This is a genomic window from Streptomyces aurantiogriseus (genome assembly GCF_014649375.1).
Taxonomy (GTDB): domain Bacteria; phylum Actinomycetota; class Actinomycetes; order Streptomycetales; family Streptomycetaceae; genus Streptomyces; species Streptomyces aurantiogriseus.
In genome coordinates this window covers 534,373-549,566 of sequence record NZ_BMSX01000003.1, presented here as the reverse complement: position 1 = coordinate 549,566, position 15,194 = coordinate 534,373, and the positions used below count along the sequence as shown (strand labels likewise).

14 protein-coding genes are annotated in these 15,194 nt (G+C 71.9%); 2 read left to right on the top strand and 12 right to left on the bottom strand.

What is annotated here, in order from left to right; genetic code table 11:
- Positions 1-42 precede the first annotated feature (42 nt).
- Genes IE263_RS09080 through IE263_RS09070 form a run of 3 tightly spaced genes read right to left on the bottom strand, consistent with a single transcriptional unit; the run spans position 43 to position 2,805 of the window.
- On the bottom strand, positions 43-1,200 hold the full coding sequence (locus tag IE263_RS09080) for an acyltransferase family protein (RefSeq protein WP_189934126.1): 1,158 nt from the start codon (positions 1,198-1,200) through the stop codon (positions 43-45).
- Positions 1,197-1,883 (bottom strand): HAD family hydrolase, encoded by a 687-nt coding sequence (locus IE263_RS09075; protein WP_189934124.1) that lies wholly within the window; start codon positions 1,881-1,883, stop codon positions 1,197-1,199. Before IE263_RS09075 ends, IE263_RS09080 begins: the two co-directional genes overlap by 4 nt.
- A gap of 1 nt (position 1,884) precedes the next feature.
- The gene (locus tag IE263_RS09070; RefSeq protein ID WP_189934122.1) at positions 1,885-2,805 is read right to left on the bottom strand and encodes a pseudouridine-5'-phosphate glycosidase; all 921 of its coding nucleotides are present in this window, start codon (positions 2,803-2,805) and stop codon (positions 1,885-1,887) included.
- A 180-nt stretch (positions 2,806-2,985) separates the two neighbouring features.
- On the opposite strand from IE263_RS09070, the gene IE263_RS09065 reads away from it, so the two are divergent.
- A complete protein-coding gene (locus IE263_RS09065; protein WP_189934120.1) occupies positions 2,986-4,536 on the top strand; it encodes a hypothetical protein in 1,551 nt (516 codons plus the stop codon).
- Positions 4,537-4,639: 103 nt separating this feature from the next.
- Here IE263_RS09065 and IE263_RS09060 read toward each other — a convergent pair whose 3' ends face one another.
- Entirely contained in the window at positions 4,640-4,888 is a 249-nt protein-coding gene (locus IE263_RS09060) for a response regulator transcription factor (protein ID WP_189934118.1), read from the bottom strand.
- 114 nt (positions 4,889-5,002) lie between these two features.
- The gene (locus IE263_RS09055; protein WP_189934116.1) at positions 5,003-6,286 is read right to left on the bottom strand and encodes a multidrug effflux MFS transporter; all 1,284 of its coding nucleotides are present in this window, start codon (positions 6,284-6,286) and stop codon (positions 5,003-5,005) included.
- A gap of 76 nt (positions 6,287-6,362) precedes the next feature.
- Here IE263_RS09055 and IE263_RS09050 point away from each other — a divergent pair, with 76 nt between their 5' ends.
- Positions 6,363-6,851, top strand: coding sequence for a MarR family winged helix-turn-helix transcriptional regulator (locus IE263_RS09050; RefSeq protein ID WP_189934114.1), 489 nt, complete (start codon positions 6,363-6,365; stop codon positions 6,849-6,851).
- 106 nt (positions 6,852-6,957) lie between these two features.
- Here the strand turns inward: IE263_RS09050 and IE263_RS09045 are convergent, their stop codons facing one another.
- The 7 genes from IE263_RS09045 to IE263_RS09015 form a co-directional block, all read right to left on the bottom strand.
- Positions 6,958-7,662 (bottom strand): DsbA family oxidoreductase, encoded by a 705-nt coding sequence (locus IE263_RS09045; RefSeq protein ID WP_189934112.1) that lies wholly within the window; start codon positions 7,660-7,662, stop codon positions 6,958-6,960.
- On the bottom strand, positions 7,640-9,499 hold the full coding sequence (gene asnB / locus IE263_RS09040; protein ID WP_189934110.1) for an asparagine synthase (glutamine-hydrolyzing): 1,860 nt from the start codon (positions 9,497-9,499) through the stop codon (positions 7,640-7,642). The genes IE263_RS09045 and asnB overlap by 23 nt, the downstream gene beginning before the upstream one ends.
- 99 nt (positions 9,500-9,598) lie before the next feature.
- Positions 9,599-11,254, bottom strand: a complete 1,656-nt coding sequence (locus IE263_RS09035; protein ID WP_189934108.1) for a carboxylesterase/lipase family protein — start codon at positions 11,252-11,254, stop codon at positions 9,599-9,601.
- Between the two features lie 103 nt (positions 11,255-11,357).
- Positions 11,358-12,305, bottom strand: coding sequence for a grixazone synthase (gene griF / locus IE263_RS09030; protein WP_373311916.1), 948 nt, complete (start codon positions 12,303-12,305; stop codon positions 11,358-11,360).
- Positions 12,302-12,673 (bottom strand): tyrosinase family oxidase copper chaperone, encoded by a 372-nt coding sequence (locus tag IE263_RS09025; protein WP_189934106.1) that lies wholly within the window; start codon positions 12,671-12,673, stop codon positions 12,302-12,304. The genes griF and IE263_RS09025 overlap by 4 nt, the downstream gene beginning before the upstream one ends.
- Entirely contained in the window at positions 12,660-14,075 is a 1,416-nt protein-coding gene (locus IE263_RS09020) for an aldehyde dehydrogenase family protein (RefSeq protein ID WP_189934104.1), read from the bottom strand. Before IE263_RS09020 ends, IE263_RS09025 begins: the two co-directional genes overlap by 14 nt.
- Positions 14,075-15,121, bottom strand: a complete 1,047-nt coding sequence (locus tag IE263_RS09015; protein WP_189934102.1) for a class I adenylate-forming enzyme family protein — start codon at positions 15,119-15,121, stop codon at positions 14,075-14,077. Before IE263_RS09015 ends, IE263_RS09020 begins: the two co-directional genes overlap by 1 nt.
- Between the last annotated feature and the right edge of the window lie 73 nt (positions 15,122-15,194).

Sequence of the window (15,194 nt, the reverse complement as noted above, 5' to 3'; positions counted from 1 at the left end):
TCGACGGCGGATGGTGGCGGTGGGCGCGGCGCGCGGGGCGGGTCAGGCCGCCGCTTCGGTCCTTCTGCGGTCCTGGCGCCGCACGCTGAAGTGACGCATGGCCGGGCGTTCGACGCCGATGTGCAGCAGCCAGGCCAGCAGCAGGGTGACGCCCAGACAGAACGCGATGATCAGCAGGGCCTTGGGGGTGCTGTAGGAGTTCTCCGCGCCCAGCCACTTGCGTACCGACAGCAGGACCACGAGGTGGATCATGTAGAACGCGAAGGAGATCTCCCCCAGCCACACCATGGTGCGGGTGCGCAGCAGTCGGGAGCGGCCCTTGATGTCGGCCGTCGCGCCGGCGCCCACCACCAGGACCACCGGGACGATGGTGACGGCGGTCTGTGCGAAGACCTGCGGCACCTGGAGCGCGAGGGCGTAGGAGAGGACGAGGAGCAGCGCGGCCGGGGCGAGCCTGACGTCGGGCCAGCGGCCCAGGATCACCAGCCGTGCGGCGAAGATGCCAAGGACGAACTCCATCAGCCGCAGCGGGGGCAGCGTGTAGGTGAACCAGAACTGGTACTCCATGGAGACGTACAGGTGGCCGATGGTGGCGACGGCGAAGATGCCGACGACCATGGCCGCCGTCCACCACCACAGCCGGCGGACCGGGATCCGCTCGATCAGCGGCAGCAGCAGCGGGAAGAGCAGGTAGAACAGCGCCTCGCAGGAGATCGACCAAGACGGCGAGTTGGCGGCGAAGATGACACGCGCGTCAGGGATCCAGGACTGGATCAGTACGACGCCGGGGAGGTCGTCGGCGGCGTGGAACGCGGAGCCGGTGAGCAGCAGCAGACCGATCGCGTACGTCACCACGTGCAGCGGATAGATCTTGAAGAACCGGCGCCGCCAGAACCCGGTGAGGGTGTCGGTGGACCGGGCGGACCAGGTCAGGACGAATCCGCTGAGTACGAAGAAGAAGGAGACCCCGGTGAAGCCGGCCACCCGGAAGACCGAGTTGTAGGCGTCGCGCACGCCCTCGTCCCCGAACTGGTGCAGGACGTCGATGCCGTGCGGGGTGTGGATGGCGAGCATGGTCAGGTGGAAGAGGAAGACCGCGAAGGCCGCGATGAAGCGCATACCCGTCAGGGCGGGAAGCTGCTGCCGCTTGGTGGCGGTGCGCGCTTCCTGCCCCACGTCCGGTGTCGATGCCAGAGTCATGTCTGTCTGCCTTGGGTGACGGCGGTGACGACGTCGTCGAAGGAGTCGGCCACCGACTGGGCTCCCGCCGCGAGGAGTTCGGCCGCGGTGGCGACTCCGTAGGAGACCCCGATGGATGTCATGCCGGCGGCGCCGGCCATCTCGATGTCGCCGGTCGCGTCGCCGATGACGACGCAGTCGGCGGCCGGAATGCCGAGTTCCTGCGCGACGTACAGGGCCATGTCGGGCGCGGGCTTGCCGCGGTCGACGGAGTCATGGCCCGCGACGACGGTGAACTCGTCGAGGATGCCGGTGGTCCGCAGCACGTTGACCGCGGCGTCATAGGTCTTGGAGGTGGCGATCGCCAGGGTATGGCCGGACTCGCGGAGCTTGACCAGGCCCTTGGGGACGCCCGCGTAGAGCATGCGCTCACGCTGCTCGGCGAGGTGCTCTGCGAAGCCGCGCCGGTAGGCGGCCATGGCGTTCTGCACCTCGGCGTGGTCGGCGGGCAGTCCGAGCAGCTGGGAGAAGTTGCGGTCCAGCGGCTTGCCGACGGTGGCGCGCACGGCGTCCTCGTCGGCCTCGCGGCCGAGTTCCGCGAGGACCTTCAGGGTGATGGAGACGATCGCTCCGGGGGTGTCGGCGAGGGTGCCGTCCATGTCGAAGATGACGCCGCGGAGGACGCCGCTGTGCTCTGCCGTCATCTCAGCGCTCCGTCCGGGTGGCGCTGAAGGCGACCGCGAACTCGCCGGCGACGCGGGCCGTGGACAGCAGTACGGCGCGGGTCGCGGCGGCGCTGCGGCCGGCGGTGACCTGGGTGAGGGCGCGCATCAGGAAGGGGCTGATGGCGTTGCCCCGCACGCCCGCCTGGTCGGCCTCGTCCAGCGCGGACTGGATGGCCCGCTCGATCTCGTCGCCGTCGAGGGCGTCCTCTTCGTCGATGGGGGTGGTCAGCAGGACGGTGCGGTCGCCGTTGACCTCCCAGTGCAGCTGGGTGGCGCGGGCGGCGACGCGCAGGTCGTCGACGCGGTTGACCGGCACGTCGGACTCGCGGACGTAGAAGGCGGGGAGGCGGTCGGTGCCGTAGCCGAGGACGGGCACGCCCGCGGTCTCCAGGTACTCGGCGGTCAGGCCCAGGTCGAGGATGGACTTGGCGCCGGCGCACACCACGGCGATCCGGGTGCGGGTGAACTGCAGCAGGTCCGCGGAGACGTCGAACGTCTCCTGGGCGCGCCGGTGGACACCACCGATGCCGGCCGTGGAGAAGACCGGGATCCCGGCGCGCGCGGCGGGCACCACGGTGCCGGCGACGGTCGTCGAGCCGAGGCCGCCGCCCGCCAGGACCGGGCCGAGGTCGCGGGCGCTGACCTTGGGGATGCCCTTGGTGCTCGCGAACCGGTCGATGAGATCGGCGTCCATGCCCACGACGAACTTGCCGTCGGCGATACCGATCGTCGCGGGGACCGCGCCCGCGTCGCGGACCGACTTCTCGATCTCCAGGCCGAGTTCGGTGTTGGCCGGATAGGCGGGTCCGTTGACGATGAGCGAGGACTCCAGCGCCACCACGGGGCGCTGTTCGTCGAGAGCGGTGCGTACCTCTTCGCTGACAACGAGGAGCGGATCCATGGGCAGGGCTGCCTTTCGGTGGAGGTCGGTACGCGGCACACCCTGCCCGCCGCCCGCCGGGCGGCACATCACGTCTTTCCGGGATTCCACGGGATATCGCGAGGTCACGTGATGCCTGCCCGCGGGGTCCGGTCCAGGGTGAACTCGCCATCCCGGCCCGGACGACTGGAGGACTTCGGTATGACCATGAACGACCATCCGAGCCGACGCGGCGCGGTGGCCCTGTTCGCCGGCGCGGCCGCTTCGACGACGCTGGCTTCGCCGGCCGCCGCGGCCCCGTCCGGCAGGGGCCGGCTCGCGCCGTCGGATCTGCACTTCGAGATCACCCACCGCTTCCGGCCGGTGAACCTGATACCGCCGCGGCTGGTCCAGTACGACACCGAACGCGCCGGTGACGGGGCCGCGCTGGCGCGGGTGCGGGCCGGCGGCACGGTGCGCACGGACCAGCGGCCGGTGGCGCCGTGGGCGTCCGTCGTGCTGGACGTGCGGGAGCTGGCCGCCGACGGCTCGGTCACGGCGGGGCTGAGCGCCGCCGACGGCGACGCGGTGCGGGTGCGGTACGACGCCGGGGCGGCGAAGGTCTCGGTGGAGTGGGTGCGCTCGGGTTCGGTGCGCACGGTGCACTCGGAGCAGGTGCGGCTGACGGCGCCGTTCACGTTCGCCTTCGTGGTGACGGCCAACGCGGTGGGCGCGTTCAGCGCGGGCGGCGGCCACGACACGGGGATCGCGTATCCCTGGCAGCCGCTGGTGACCGACCGCGGGAAGCTGTTCGATCTGATGGACCTGCACCGGCCGGCTCAGCTGGAGCGGCTGCGTTACGCGTTCGGCGGCCGGGGCGTGGCGCTGGGCCGGGCGCAGGCGGGCCCGTTCGGCCAGTTCGGCCTGCGGGACGTGTCCCTGGTGCGCAACGCCGACGGCACGCCGTACGTCCGCGACGGGCTGCTGCACTTCACCGCGACCTCCTCCGGCGTCGGGTACGCCCATCAGGCGCACACGGGTGTGTGGCGGATGGATCCGGCGCACCCGGAGCGCATGGAGCAGGTCGGCTCCCACTTCTTCTCGTACGAGGGTCTCCTGGTCGGCAATCACGGGGGGCAGCTGGTGCGGGACGCCGAGCGCGGCAGGTTCATCGCGCTCGCGTGCGGCGGCAATCTGCCCACTCCCGGAGTGACGGTCCGGCACGGGACGGGCGGCGAGGAGCTGCTGAGCGGGGTCCGTCTGATCAAGGCGAAGCGGCTGGAGCTGCCCTTCAAGGAGGCGGTCTGGGATCCGGCGCTGCGGCTGATCGACGGCCGCTGGCACTACGCGTACGCGAATGTCACGGACTTCCAGCCGTCCCTGCGGTTCCGGCCGGTGTTGGCCGCCGCCGCTCCGGGCGGAGACTACGACGAAGGCATCCGGATCCGGCACGAGGATGTCGCGTGGCCGAACAACAACGAGGGCTGTCGGCTCCAGCGGTTCGGCGATCGCTGGTATCTGCTGACCAGTGACGCGGAGTCGCGGCAGTACCTGGTGCGCGACATGGCCATGCGTCCGCACAAGTCCCTGGACGCCCCGTATCCGCTGGGCACGCCGTTCCCGGAGGTGTTCCCGCTGCCGGTCGCGGACGGCCGTGAGCCATGGCTGATGGTGACGTCCGACGAGCGTGCCTACGAGGACGGCTCGTCGCATCCGCTGCTGGGGTACGGGGTGCACGGCGACGTCATCGTGATGCGGGCGGACCGCCGGTAGCCGGGGGCACTGCGGCAGGCGGACATGCGCGACGGCCGTGCGACCCGGGGGGTGGGTCACACGGCCGTCGTGGTGGGTGGTCCGTCGTCGAGGGTGGTCCGGGTCAGTCCTCCGCGGTCTCGTGCTGGAGGGCGTGCCGGACCAGTTGCACGCGGCTGTGGACGGAGAGTTTGGCGTAGACGCGCCGAAGGTGGGTGTCGACGGTGTGCGGCGACACCACGAGGCGCTCGGCCACCGCGCGGTTGGTCAGGCCGGTGGCGACAAGGCGGGCCACCCGCAGTTCGGCACGGGTGAGGCTGTGCCATCCGGAGGCAGGACGCTGCCGGCTCGCTGGGGAATTGGTTGCTGTCATGCGGCGCTTCCGCCCCTCTCCTCGCGAACTCCTGGGTTCCCGGCCGATCCTGCTGGCACCGCGATCGGCCGGTCAAAGACGAGGGGCCGACCTGGTCAGGTGGCAGGAAGTGTGTCAGGTCGCCGCGCTCGCGGTGCCCTCCAGGGCGTCGTCGGCCGGGGTGGCGGAGGGGTCGGCCACCGGGGCGCTGTTGCGGGTCAGCAGCAGCGACAGGACCGCGATGAGGGAGCAGCCGGCCATGCCGATGAACAGCGGCGTGGCGGTGTCCTTGCCGCCCAGGCCCACCAGCGGGGCGAGCACGGCGCCCAGGACGCTCTGCAGGGTGCCGAGGACGGCGGAGCCGGTTCCGGCGGCGTAGGGGACTCGCTCGATGGCGAGGGCGGTCGCCGTGCCGAAGACCTGGCCGAGGCCGAGGAAGCCGATGCCGATGAGCGAGAGCGCCAGTACGCGGTTGAGCTGTCCGGCCAAAGTGACCAGCAGGGCGGCGGTGGTCGCGATCAGCAGGGTGGTCAGGCCGATGCGCAGCAGCAGGCCGGGGGCGTAAGTGCCGACGAGCTTGGTGTTGACCGTGCTGGAGACCGTGGCGGTCAGGGCGCCGACGGAGAACGCGACAGACGCCTCGCCGACGCTGAACCCGAGGACGTTCTGGAGGAGGAACGCCGATCCGGCGATGTAGCAGAACAGCGCGCCGCAGCCGAAGGAGAAGGCGAGCGTGTAGCCGACGTAGGCGCGGTCGGTGAGCACGGAGCGGGCGGCCTGGACGGTGGCGGCCATGCCGCCGGCACGGCGCCGCTCCTTGGGGAGGCTCTCCGGGACGAACGCCAGGGCGGCGAGGAACATCAGCAGCGAGACGCCGGCCAGGACCCAGAAGACCCCGCGCCAGCCGCCCGCGTCGCTGACCACGACACCGCCGATGAGCGGGGCGACGATCGGCGCGATGCCGCCGAGCGCCATGAGCACCCCGAAGAGCCGGGCAGCGACGGTGCCGGTGGCGACGTCGGCGATGACCGCGCGTCCCACGACGAGGCCGGCCGCGCCGGAGAAGCCGGTGACGAAGCGGAGCACGATGAGCACGGCGAGGTTCGGGGCGACCGCGCACAGGGCCGTGGCCACGGTGCACACGGCGGCGCCGACGAGGATCGGGGCGCGCCGCCCGTACCGGTCGGACAGCGGTCCGAGGACCAGCTGGCCTGCCGCCATGCCGACCAGGAACGCGGTGAGGGTGAGCTGCACTCCCGAGGCGTTGGTGTCCAGCTCGTCGGCCATCCGGGGGAAGGCCGGGAGGTACATGTCCGTGGCGAGCGGCATCACGAAGGACAGCAGGGCGAGCGTCGCGGTGAGCGTCACGGCCGGTGACGCCGGGGGTGTCTGCCCCTGACCGGGGGACGGTGTGGACATCACGTGCTCCTAGAAGGATGACTGAGCGGAGATTTCAATATAGCTATATAGCTATAAGCATTGCTACTGTCGAGCCATGACAGCGACCGATGCGGAAGGCGACGCAGTCCTGCTGCGTGAAGCGAGGGAACTCACTCCTGCCCTGTACGCGCTCGGGCGCGTCCTGCGGCTGCGCGGTGTGGACGAGGCCGGACTGACCCCGCTCCCGCCGTCCGACCTGGAGGTACTGCGCCATGTGCTGGAGTCGCCGGGCATCGGAGTCGGAACCGTCGCCCAGGAGCTGGGCCTGCACGCGAGCAATGTGAGCACCACCGTGCGCGGACTGGTGGCCCAGGGACTGATCCGCCGTGAGCCGGACCCCAACGACCGCCGTGCCGTCCAGCTGCATCCGACGATGGGCGCCGTGCAGGGCATGGCCAAGATCGAGCAGGCGTGGGCGGAGATCTTCGCCGACTCGCTGGCGGCGCTCTCCCCGGCCCAGCGGGACAGCCTCAGGACCGCCGCACCGGCCCTGAAGGCGCTCGCGAAGGCCCTCAGGGAACAGCGCAACGCGTACCGCGGCTGAGGCGACGCGCCTCGGGGCCGCGACACCGCGACCTGGGGCCTGGGCCCAGGGCCTGGAACCTGGGCCCTGGGACCGGAGCCTCCCGTCCCAGGGCCGGAGCGGCATGTCAGGAGCCCGCCAGACGGGACAGCAGGTCCGCCGCCCAGTCGGGGTGCCAGCGCAGCACCTGGGGCAGGCCGCCGTCCGCCGGGTCCGCCGTCCAGCGGAACTCGACGCCGGGATTGTGCGCCTCCCACCCGTCCGGGGCGAACAGGTGGGGGCTGCCCTGGATTCGGCCGCCGCGGGCGGTCCGCCACTGGTCGAAGACCGCCGCCCGGCCCGCGCCACAGGCCACCGCCTCCTCCAGGGCCGCCGAATCGACGTGCGCGCACTCCTTCGCCACGGCGAAGATCTCCGCGTACACCGCGATGCACCGGCTGTCGGCGTAGAAGGCGCGCCGGAGCGCCGCGTCCAGCTCGTCACTGGCCGCGAGCCCGCCGATGGCGGGGTCCTTCGCCGCCTGCACCGCCTCCAGCGCGGGCAGCGTCGTCGACGGGTAGGTCGACTCGGGCGCCGACCACAGCCGCCAGCCCAGCTCCGGCCGGGCCGCGGCGATCACCACGGTCTCGGCGTCCACGATCCGCTTGGGCGTGGGCTGGCTGTTGAACAGCTCCAGCGGGAAGGCCCGGTGGTCGATCAGGAGCTCGGTCCCGGAACGCCGGGCCTCCTCGCGCAGGGTGTGCAGGGCGAGCGAGGCCCACGGGCAGCCGATGTCGGACCAGACGGTGAGGACCGGTCCGCGGCACGACTCAGAGGTCGATGCGGACGTCATGCATCCTCACCCAGTTGTTGAACTCGACCAGGCGCTCCAGCACCGCCCGCGCGCTCCACGGTCCGCCCATGGAGTACGTACCCTCCGGGGCGTCCAGCAGCCGGCGGATCTCCTCGCGCGAGGCCAGCTGCAGCACGGGAGCGTCGTCGTCGGCGACGGCGGCCTCGACCCGCTCGCGCACGGCCCTCTCGTACCCGATGTCCTGGGTGGACGGGTAGGGGTTCTTCTTGCGGTCCAGGACGGAGTCCGGCAGCACCCCGCGCATGGCGGCCCGCAGCAGGCTCTTCTCCCGGCCGTCGAAGCTCTTCATCTCCCAGGGCGTGTTGTAGACGTACTCGACGAGGCGGTGGTCGGTGAACGGGACGCGGACCTCCAGCGCGGTCGCCATCGAGATCCGGTCCTTGCGGTCCAGCAGGAAGTTCTCCCAGCGGGTCAGGTTGAGATACGTCAGCTCCCGCATCCGCTCGCGCCGACCGCTCTCCCCCGGCAGCCGGGGCACCTCCTCCAGCGCCTCGGCGTAGCGCCGCTTGACGTAGTCGGTCAGCCCGAGCCGGCCCCACAGGCCGATCGTGCGCAGCGCCCCGATGCCGCCCGCCTTCTCGAAGGGGTGGTGCCAGGGGAAGGTGTCGCCCTCCACGGCCTCCCGGTCGTGGAACCAGGTGTATCCGCCGAAGAGTTCGTCGGCCGCCTCCCCGGACAGCGCGACCGTCATCCGCTCCTTGAGCGCGCGGCACAGCACCAGCAGCGAGTACTCCATGTCCCCCGTGGAGACCGGCAGGTCCTGGGCGCGCAGCACGTCGTCGCGCACGGCCTGGTCGAGCACGTCGGCGTTGTCCAACTCGACGACGATGTGCTCGGCGCCGACGTGCCGGGCCACCTCGACGGCGAACGGGGTGTCCGGGTCGGCCCACTGGACGTTCGACCTGAACCGCTCGCCGTGGCCCTTGAAGTCCACCGAGAAGGCGAGCACCGGCCCCTTGCCGTCGGCCTCTCCCCCGTCGGTCAGGGCGCGGGCGGCCAGCGCGGTGACGGCGCTGGAGTCGAGCCCGCCGGAGAGCAGGGTGCCGACCGTGACGTCGGCGACGAGTTGTTCGGCGACGATCTGCTCCAGCAGCGAGCGGACCTGGGCGACCGTGGTGTCGAGGTCGTCGGTGTGCTCGCGGGCGGTCAGCCGCCAGTAGCGCTTCTCCTCGCTGCCGTTGCGGCCGAAGCGCAGCAGCGTGCCCGGCTTGACCTCGTACATCCCGCGGAAGACGGCATGGCCGGGCGTCTTGACGATGCCGAAGATCTCGCGCAGCCCCTCGGCGTCGACGACGGCCTCGGTGTCGGGATGGGCGAGGATCGCCTTGGGCTCGGAGCCGAACAGCACACCGTCGTCGGTCGGCCAGTAGTAGAGCGGTTTGACGCCCATCCGGTCGCGGACCAGCAGCAGTTCCTCGGTGCGCGGGTCCCAGATGGCCAGCGCGTAGATGCCGGTCAGCCGCTCGGCGAAGCCGGTTCCCCACTCCTGGTAGGCGCGCAGCACCACCTCGGTGTCGGAGTCCGTGCGGAAGTCGTGGCCCAGCGCGCGCAGTTCCTCGCGCAGCTCGCGGTAGTTGTAGGTCTCCCCGGTGTAGGTGATCACCGGCTCGTCCGCGTCGCCGGCGGCCATCGGCTGCTTGCCGCCCTCCAGGTCGATGACGGCCAGCCGGCGGTGGGCGAGCTGGGCGTGCTCGGACGTCCACACTCCGTGGGAGTCGGGGCCGCGGCACTCCAGAGTCGCGTTCATCTTCTCGGCGGTGGACGTGTGCTGGGTCAGGTCACGCTGAAAGCTCAGCCATCCGGCAAGGCCGCACATGGCTCGTCCCCTCTCATGGGTCGTCGGTGCTGCACTCGGGTGTCCGTGCGGGACGCGCCCGGCCGCGGGGGCGGCCGGAGCGCCAGGTCGGTTACGCGGTCAGATACGCGGTCCCCAGCCGGCCTCGTCCCAGAAGCGCAGCTGGCGTGACTTGGGAATGTCGCCGATCCGGGCGACGTCCGGTCCGCCGAGGACGAGGGCGCTGGGCCGGCCCGGCGCGAAGACGGGCCAGGGGTCGACTCCCGGCGCCGCGGGCGCCTGCCCGCGCGCGAAGGAGGACACGAGGTCGATGAAGGTGTCGGAGATCCGCCGCTCCAGCGGCCCGTCGCCGTAGACCGGCGCCTCCTCGGGCAGCCGGTGGGTGCCGAACAGAAAGCGCGAGGTGGCCTCGTGCGGGGTGCCGAAGTGCGGCGGGTACACAGGGTGGCCGAAGTCCATCACGTACAGCGGCGAGGTGCCGATGCGGGCGTGGCGCTCGGCGAAGCGCACCACCGGGCGCCGGAAGAGGCCGTCGCCCCAGATCTCGGTCCACAGGGTCAGCGGGTCGTCGGGCAGCCCGTCCGCGGCGGCGGCCTCCCGGTAGTCGGCCAGGCAGCGCTCGACCAGCGTGCCGGGCACCTCGGGGACTCCCTTGAGCAGGACGTTGCGTACGGCGGTCCGCAGCTCGGTCTCATCGGTGGGCGCGGGTTGCGGGGTGGGCGAGCCGGGGCCGGTGAAGAAGGACCCTTCCATGCGGGTGTGCACGGACAGCACCGGCACCCCGGGGGTGGGGCGTTCGTGGTCGAAGGCGGGCATCCACCGGCCGTCGACCACCGGTCCCTGGTACTCCCGTCCGCTGCCGAGAGCGCGCTTCTCGGGCGGGCCGGAGAAGAGGGCCTCCCAGGCGTCCTTGACGGAGGCGGCGTCGGCGTGGCGCAGTCCGGGCACGGTGGTGCCGAGCCGGTGGGCGATCCGCTCGTACGTCTCGGTGGCGTCCGCCGCGGTCAGGCCGACGGCGGGGGTCCAGGCGTGGGCGGTGCTGATCGCGACGATCCGCCGGATCACGGTCCGCATCTCGGGCAGCAGCGACAGCTGCCAGGCGCTCGATCCGCCGGCCGAGGTGCCGCAGACGGTGATGTTGTCCGGGTCCCCGCCGAACGCGGCGGCGTTGGCCCGGACCCAGTGCAGCAGCGCGGCCTGGTCCTGAAGACCCCAGTTGGCGAACGAGCCGGTGGCCGGATCGGTCAGGTCCTCGTGCAGACCCCAGCCGAAGGCGCCCAGACGGTAGTTGAAGGTGATGACGACCATGTCGCCGCGGTCCGCGGGGCGTTGGCCGTCGTACAGGGGGTGGCTGCCGGCGCCGACGAACCAGCCTCCGCCGTGGATGTAGACCATGACGGGCCGCGAGCCCTTCAGGTCCGGGGTCCATATGTTGGCGTAGAGCGAGTCCTCGCTGCTGCCGGGCATCACCGACTGGTAGGAGGGCGGCGCGAAGCGGGTCGCGTCGCGCACCCCGCGCCAGGGCCGGGGCGGCCGGGGCGAGGAGAACCGCAGCGCGCCGGTGGGCGCCTGGGCGTACGGGACACCGCGGAAGACGACCGTGCGCCCGGCCCGCTCGCCGGCGATCCGGCCCGCGGTGGTGCGGGTGACCGGCCCGGCGGCGGAGGACGCGGCGGAAGCGACGGCCGGAACCGCCGCCGCGGCGAGGGCGAGGGCGGTGCCGGCGATCACCGTCCGGCGGGTCGGAGGGGCGTCGTGGGTCTCGGCGTGCGTCATGGGCACGAGCCTTGCGTGCGGCGAGGGGGGCGGCAACGAACCGCCGGTCACTTCGTCAGGTGGGGGCGGCACCCGGTGCCGCCCCGCACGCTCCGGTCACGGCTCAGTTGTCGTAGCGGTACCAGCAGGTGTGATCAAGCAGGGTGGCCGGGGTCATTGTGTGCCAGGGGCCCAGCGGGGTGTGCAGACCGGGCACGTCGGTGGTGTCCTCCACCGGGAGGTAGTGCGGCACGTCGGGATGGCGCTCCATCCACAGGGACCAGATCTTGTCGATGAAGCAGTGGTGCAGGAAGAACACCGGGTCGTTGGGCGAGCCGATGTAGACCATGTGACCGCCGACCCAGGAGTGCCCGGCCCCGTGCAGCTTGCCGAAGTTGGGCTCCCACTCGAACTTGGCGTAGCCCTCGAGGTGGTTGCGGAAGCTCTCGTACGGCGGAGTGTGGCCGCTGGTGTAGTTCCACGGCGGACAGTCGTAGACCGGGAGGGCGAGGGTGTCCTCCAGTTCCTTGGCCGTGGGCAGCGGGGCGATCGTGCCGAAGTCCCGTACCAGGAAGTCCCGGTCGTCCTGGGTGTAGTGGCCGTTGAGCGAGGGGTGCTCCTCACCGACCGGCACCACGCTGACGTTCAGCCTGAAGCCGTTGACGCGGGCGAACGGGCCGGTCATGACCTGGCGGTCGCCGGGGCGTCCGTTGCCGCCCATGAAGTCGTCGGCCCACAGCGGCGAGTCCTCGCCCTGGTCCGTGGTCCAGTCCCAGTACGGCAGGGTGACCCTGGGGTCGACCTTCCGCAGCTCCCGCTCGAAGACCAGGATGTACTGGCGGTGCCAGGGCAGCAGACCGGGGTTGATGTGCCCGAGCCGTTTGCCGGTGTCCTTGTCCAGGTAGTCGGTGGAGTTGACTCTGATGTGCAGGTCGACCAGCCGGTCGTAGACGCCCCGGCGTTTGATCTCCAGCACCGCGTTGACGAACCGGCGCTTCTCCTCGGCCGTCATGTCGAGGTGGTTCTTGCGTATGTACGGGGTCATGGGGGCCTCCTCGGTTCCCTCGCTCATGCCTGGTGGGTGCCGGAGTGCCCGAGCGGTAGCAGCTGGGCGCCGCGCAGTTCCTGCACCGCGCGGCGGGCGGCCTGGAGCGGGGTGGCGGACAGTTCGTAGTGGCACAGGGCGCTCAGGTAGGCGCCCTCGCCCAGACGCATCAGGTGCAGTTCCCGGCCGTCGATGGTGACGACGGGGGCGCCGCCGTGGTCGGCGACCCGGATGGTGCGGCCCTGGTAGCGCTCGGTGTGCACCTCACCGGCCGCGTGGGCCGCGGGGTGCGCGTCGGCGGTGCCGGCGGACGCGCCCTGGTAGCCGGCCACGGCGGGTATCGCGCCGGCGGCGGCCACCGCGGCGACCCCGGCGATCACTTCACGTCGTTTCATCACTGTCTCCTCGGTTGTCACGGACGGACCTGCCGAGGCGGCCGTCGCCGACGATCCCCTTCGGCTCCAGCAGGAACTGGGTGTAGCTGCCGTCGTGGGGGATGCCGTGCGGGACGTTCCACGGCAGCACCGTTCCGGTGGTGATCTTGCGGATGCCGGGTTCCAGCACTGCCCGGTCGACGAGGTCGTCGCGGTCGGTGAGCAGGTTGAGCACGAGGGAGCGGCTCAGCGGTGCGATGCCGTCCCGCTCCTGCCAGGGAGCCACCACGACGAACGGGAAGGGCAGTTCGGTGCCCAGCGCGGGGTGGTCGGCCCGGTCGGCCGACAGCACCAGCGGCCGGGGCTGGAACGATCCGTCGTCGAGCCGGACGAACGGGTCGTGCAGATCGAGCCGGGCGGAGTGGTCGGTCAGGGTCTCGCGCAGCACGGTCAGCGTCTGTTCCAGCTGGTCGGCCCGGCTGCGCTCCAGGACCAGCAGCGACGCCTTCGGGTCGGTGGCGGGCAGCACCGGCAGCGCGCTCAGCCGGTGGGCGAGCCGGTCGGCGAGTTCGTCGACCGGTCCGGTGGTGAGCACGGCGGAGAGGTTGGTGCAGCGGGTGCCGCCGTCGAAGGCCGCGTACTCGGCGAGATGGTCCAGGACCGTGTCGTCGGGTACGACGTCGACGAGGGCCTTGGCCCGGCCGGGGCCGCGCGCGGCGACCGTCTCATGGTCCTGCCACGCGGCGACCGCGCGGTCACCGCCGTACACGATGCCCCGGTCGGCCTCCTTGAGCAGGAACTCGCCCACGGTGTGCGGGGAGGGCAGGAAGGCGACGCGGTGCGGGTCGAGCCCGGCGTGCAGCAGGGCCGCGATGAGGCGGCGCGGGGTGAACGGGTCCCGGCCGCCGGGTCGGACGAGCACGCTGTACCCGTGGAACAAGGCCTGGAGCCAGGAGCTGCTGGGCGTGGGGTGGTTGCTGGCGAGCACGGCGGCGAACAGCCGGCCGCGGGGCACCCACCGGGTGCGGTTGCCGGGGCCGAAGTCCGTGCCAGGCAGCTCGGCGTCGGCGACTGCGGCGAAGTCCCGCATCTCGGCGGTGAGTTCGGCCGTGGCGAGGCGGACCGTGGTGGTGGTCAGCCCGGCGCCGAGGGTGACCCGGCGAACGTAGTCCTCGGGGCTCTCGCCGTCCAGCTCGGCGTCGGCGAACAGGTCGGCGGCACGGCGGAAGACCTCGGCGCCGGGGGGTGTGCCGTCGGCGTGCTTGCGCAGTTCGCGCAGCGCGGAGACGGCCAGCAGCCGGGGCGCCTGCCCGATGTCGGCGAGCGGTTCGCCGAGCACACCGGTCAGCGGGACGCGGTCGGCGCTGTGCACGGTCCGGCCGGCGATCATCGGGTCGACGGCGACGGGCGCCGGTGAGGCCATCAGTAGACACCTTCGACGATCCGGGCCTGCCCCATCGAGCGGACCGTCCGGATGTCGGCGATCCCGTCCGTCGTGGCGCCCGGCGCGGGCGGGACACGGATCGCGGTGTCCCGTTCGAGGACGTTGGGCAGGAACATCTCGTCGGTGACCAGGTGGAGCAGGACCCGGCCCCGCTCTCCGTAGGCGACCTCGCGGCCGTCGTCGTCGACGAGCTGGACGCGCGTGGTGGCGGGGTGGGCCTGGAAGACGCAGCGGTGGGAGTCGCCGGGGTGCGCGGGCCGTTGCGGCGCCACTCCCATCAGGCTGTTGCCGTAGACACCGGCCACGGTGGCCTGGGGGAAGAACTCCTCCTCCAGCAGCCGGACGGTCTCCTGACCCGCCGACATGCCGCCCCAGATGACCGCTTTGACCTGGCCGCGGACGAGTTCGTACAGATCCGGCCGGGCACAGATGGCCTCCAGGACCGGCGGCGTGGTGTTCAGGACGCTGATGTCCTGGCTGCGCAGCACGGTCTCGGCCTGGTCCAGCAGATGGCCGATGTACTCGTCGGCGAGGTCGCCGCGCCCGTTGCCCACGAGCCGCTTGACCCAGCGGGGGTCGAAGTCGACGGTGTGGAAGAGGCCGCCGCCCATCGCGGCGTGCCGGGCCACGTCGGACCCGACCACGTGCGGTCCGCTGGGCCCCAGGTGCAGCCAGTCACCGGCCGCCGGGACGCCGAGTTCCGTCAGCCGCTCCCGGGCCCACAGCAGCATCCGGCCGCGGGCCTCGGCGTCGACGATCCGCTTGGGGGCGCCGGTGGTGCCGCCCGACTCGTACACCCGGAACGGCTTGTCGCGCAGGCCCCGGGGGATCAGATCGGCCACCGGGACCGTGCGCAACTCCTCGCTGACGTCGGGGAACCGGGCGAGGTCCGCGGCCGTCCGCACCTCGCGGACCGGGTCGAAGTCCAGTGCCGCGCGCTTGCCGAGCCAGAACGGCGAGCCCGTGTCGGGGTCGAAGTGCCACGCCACGGTCGCGCGCACGTGGCTGTCGAAATCGGACGTCACGCTGCCCCACCTCTCTCAGCGGTTGATCGGCGGAGCCCATCGTGCGTACGACCGTGTATCGCTCCCGTATCGG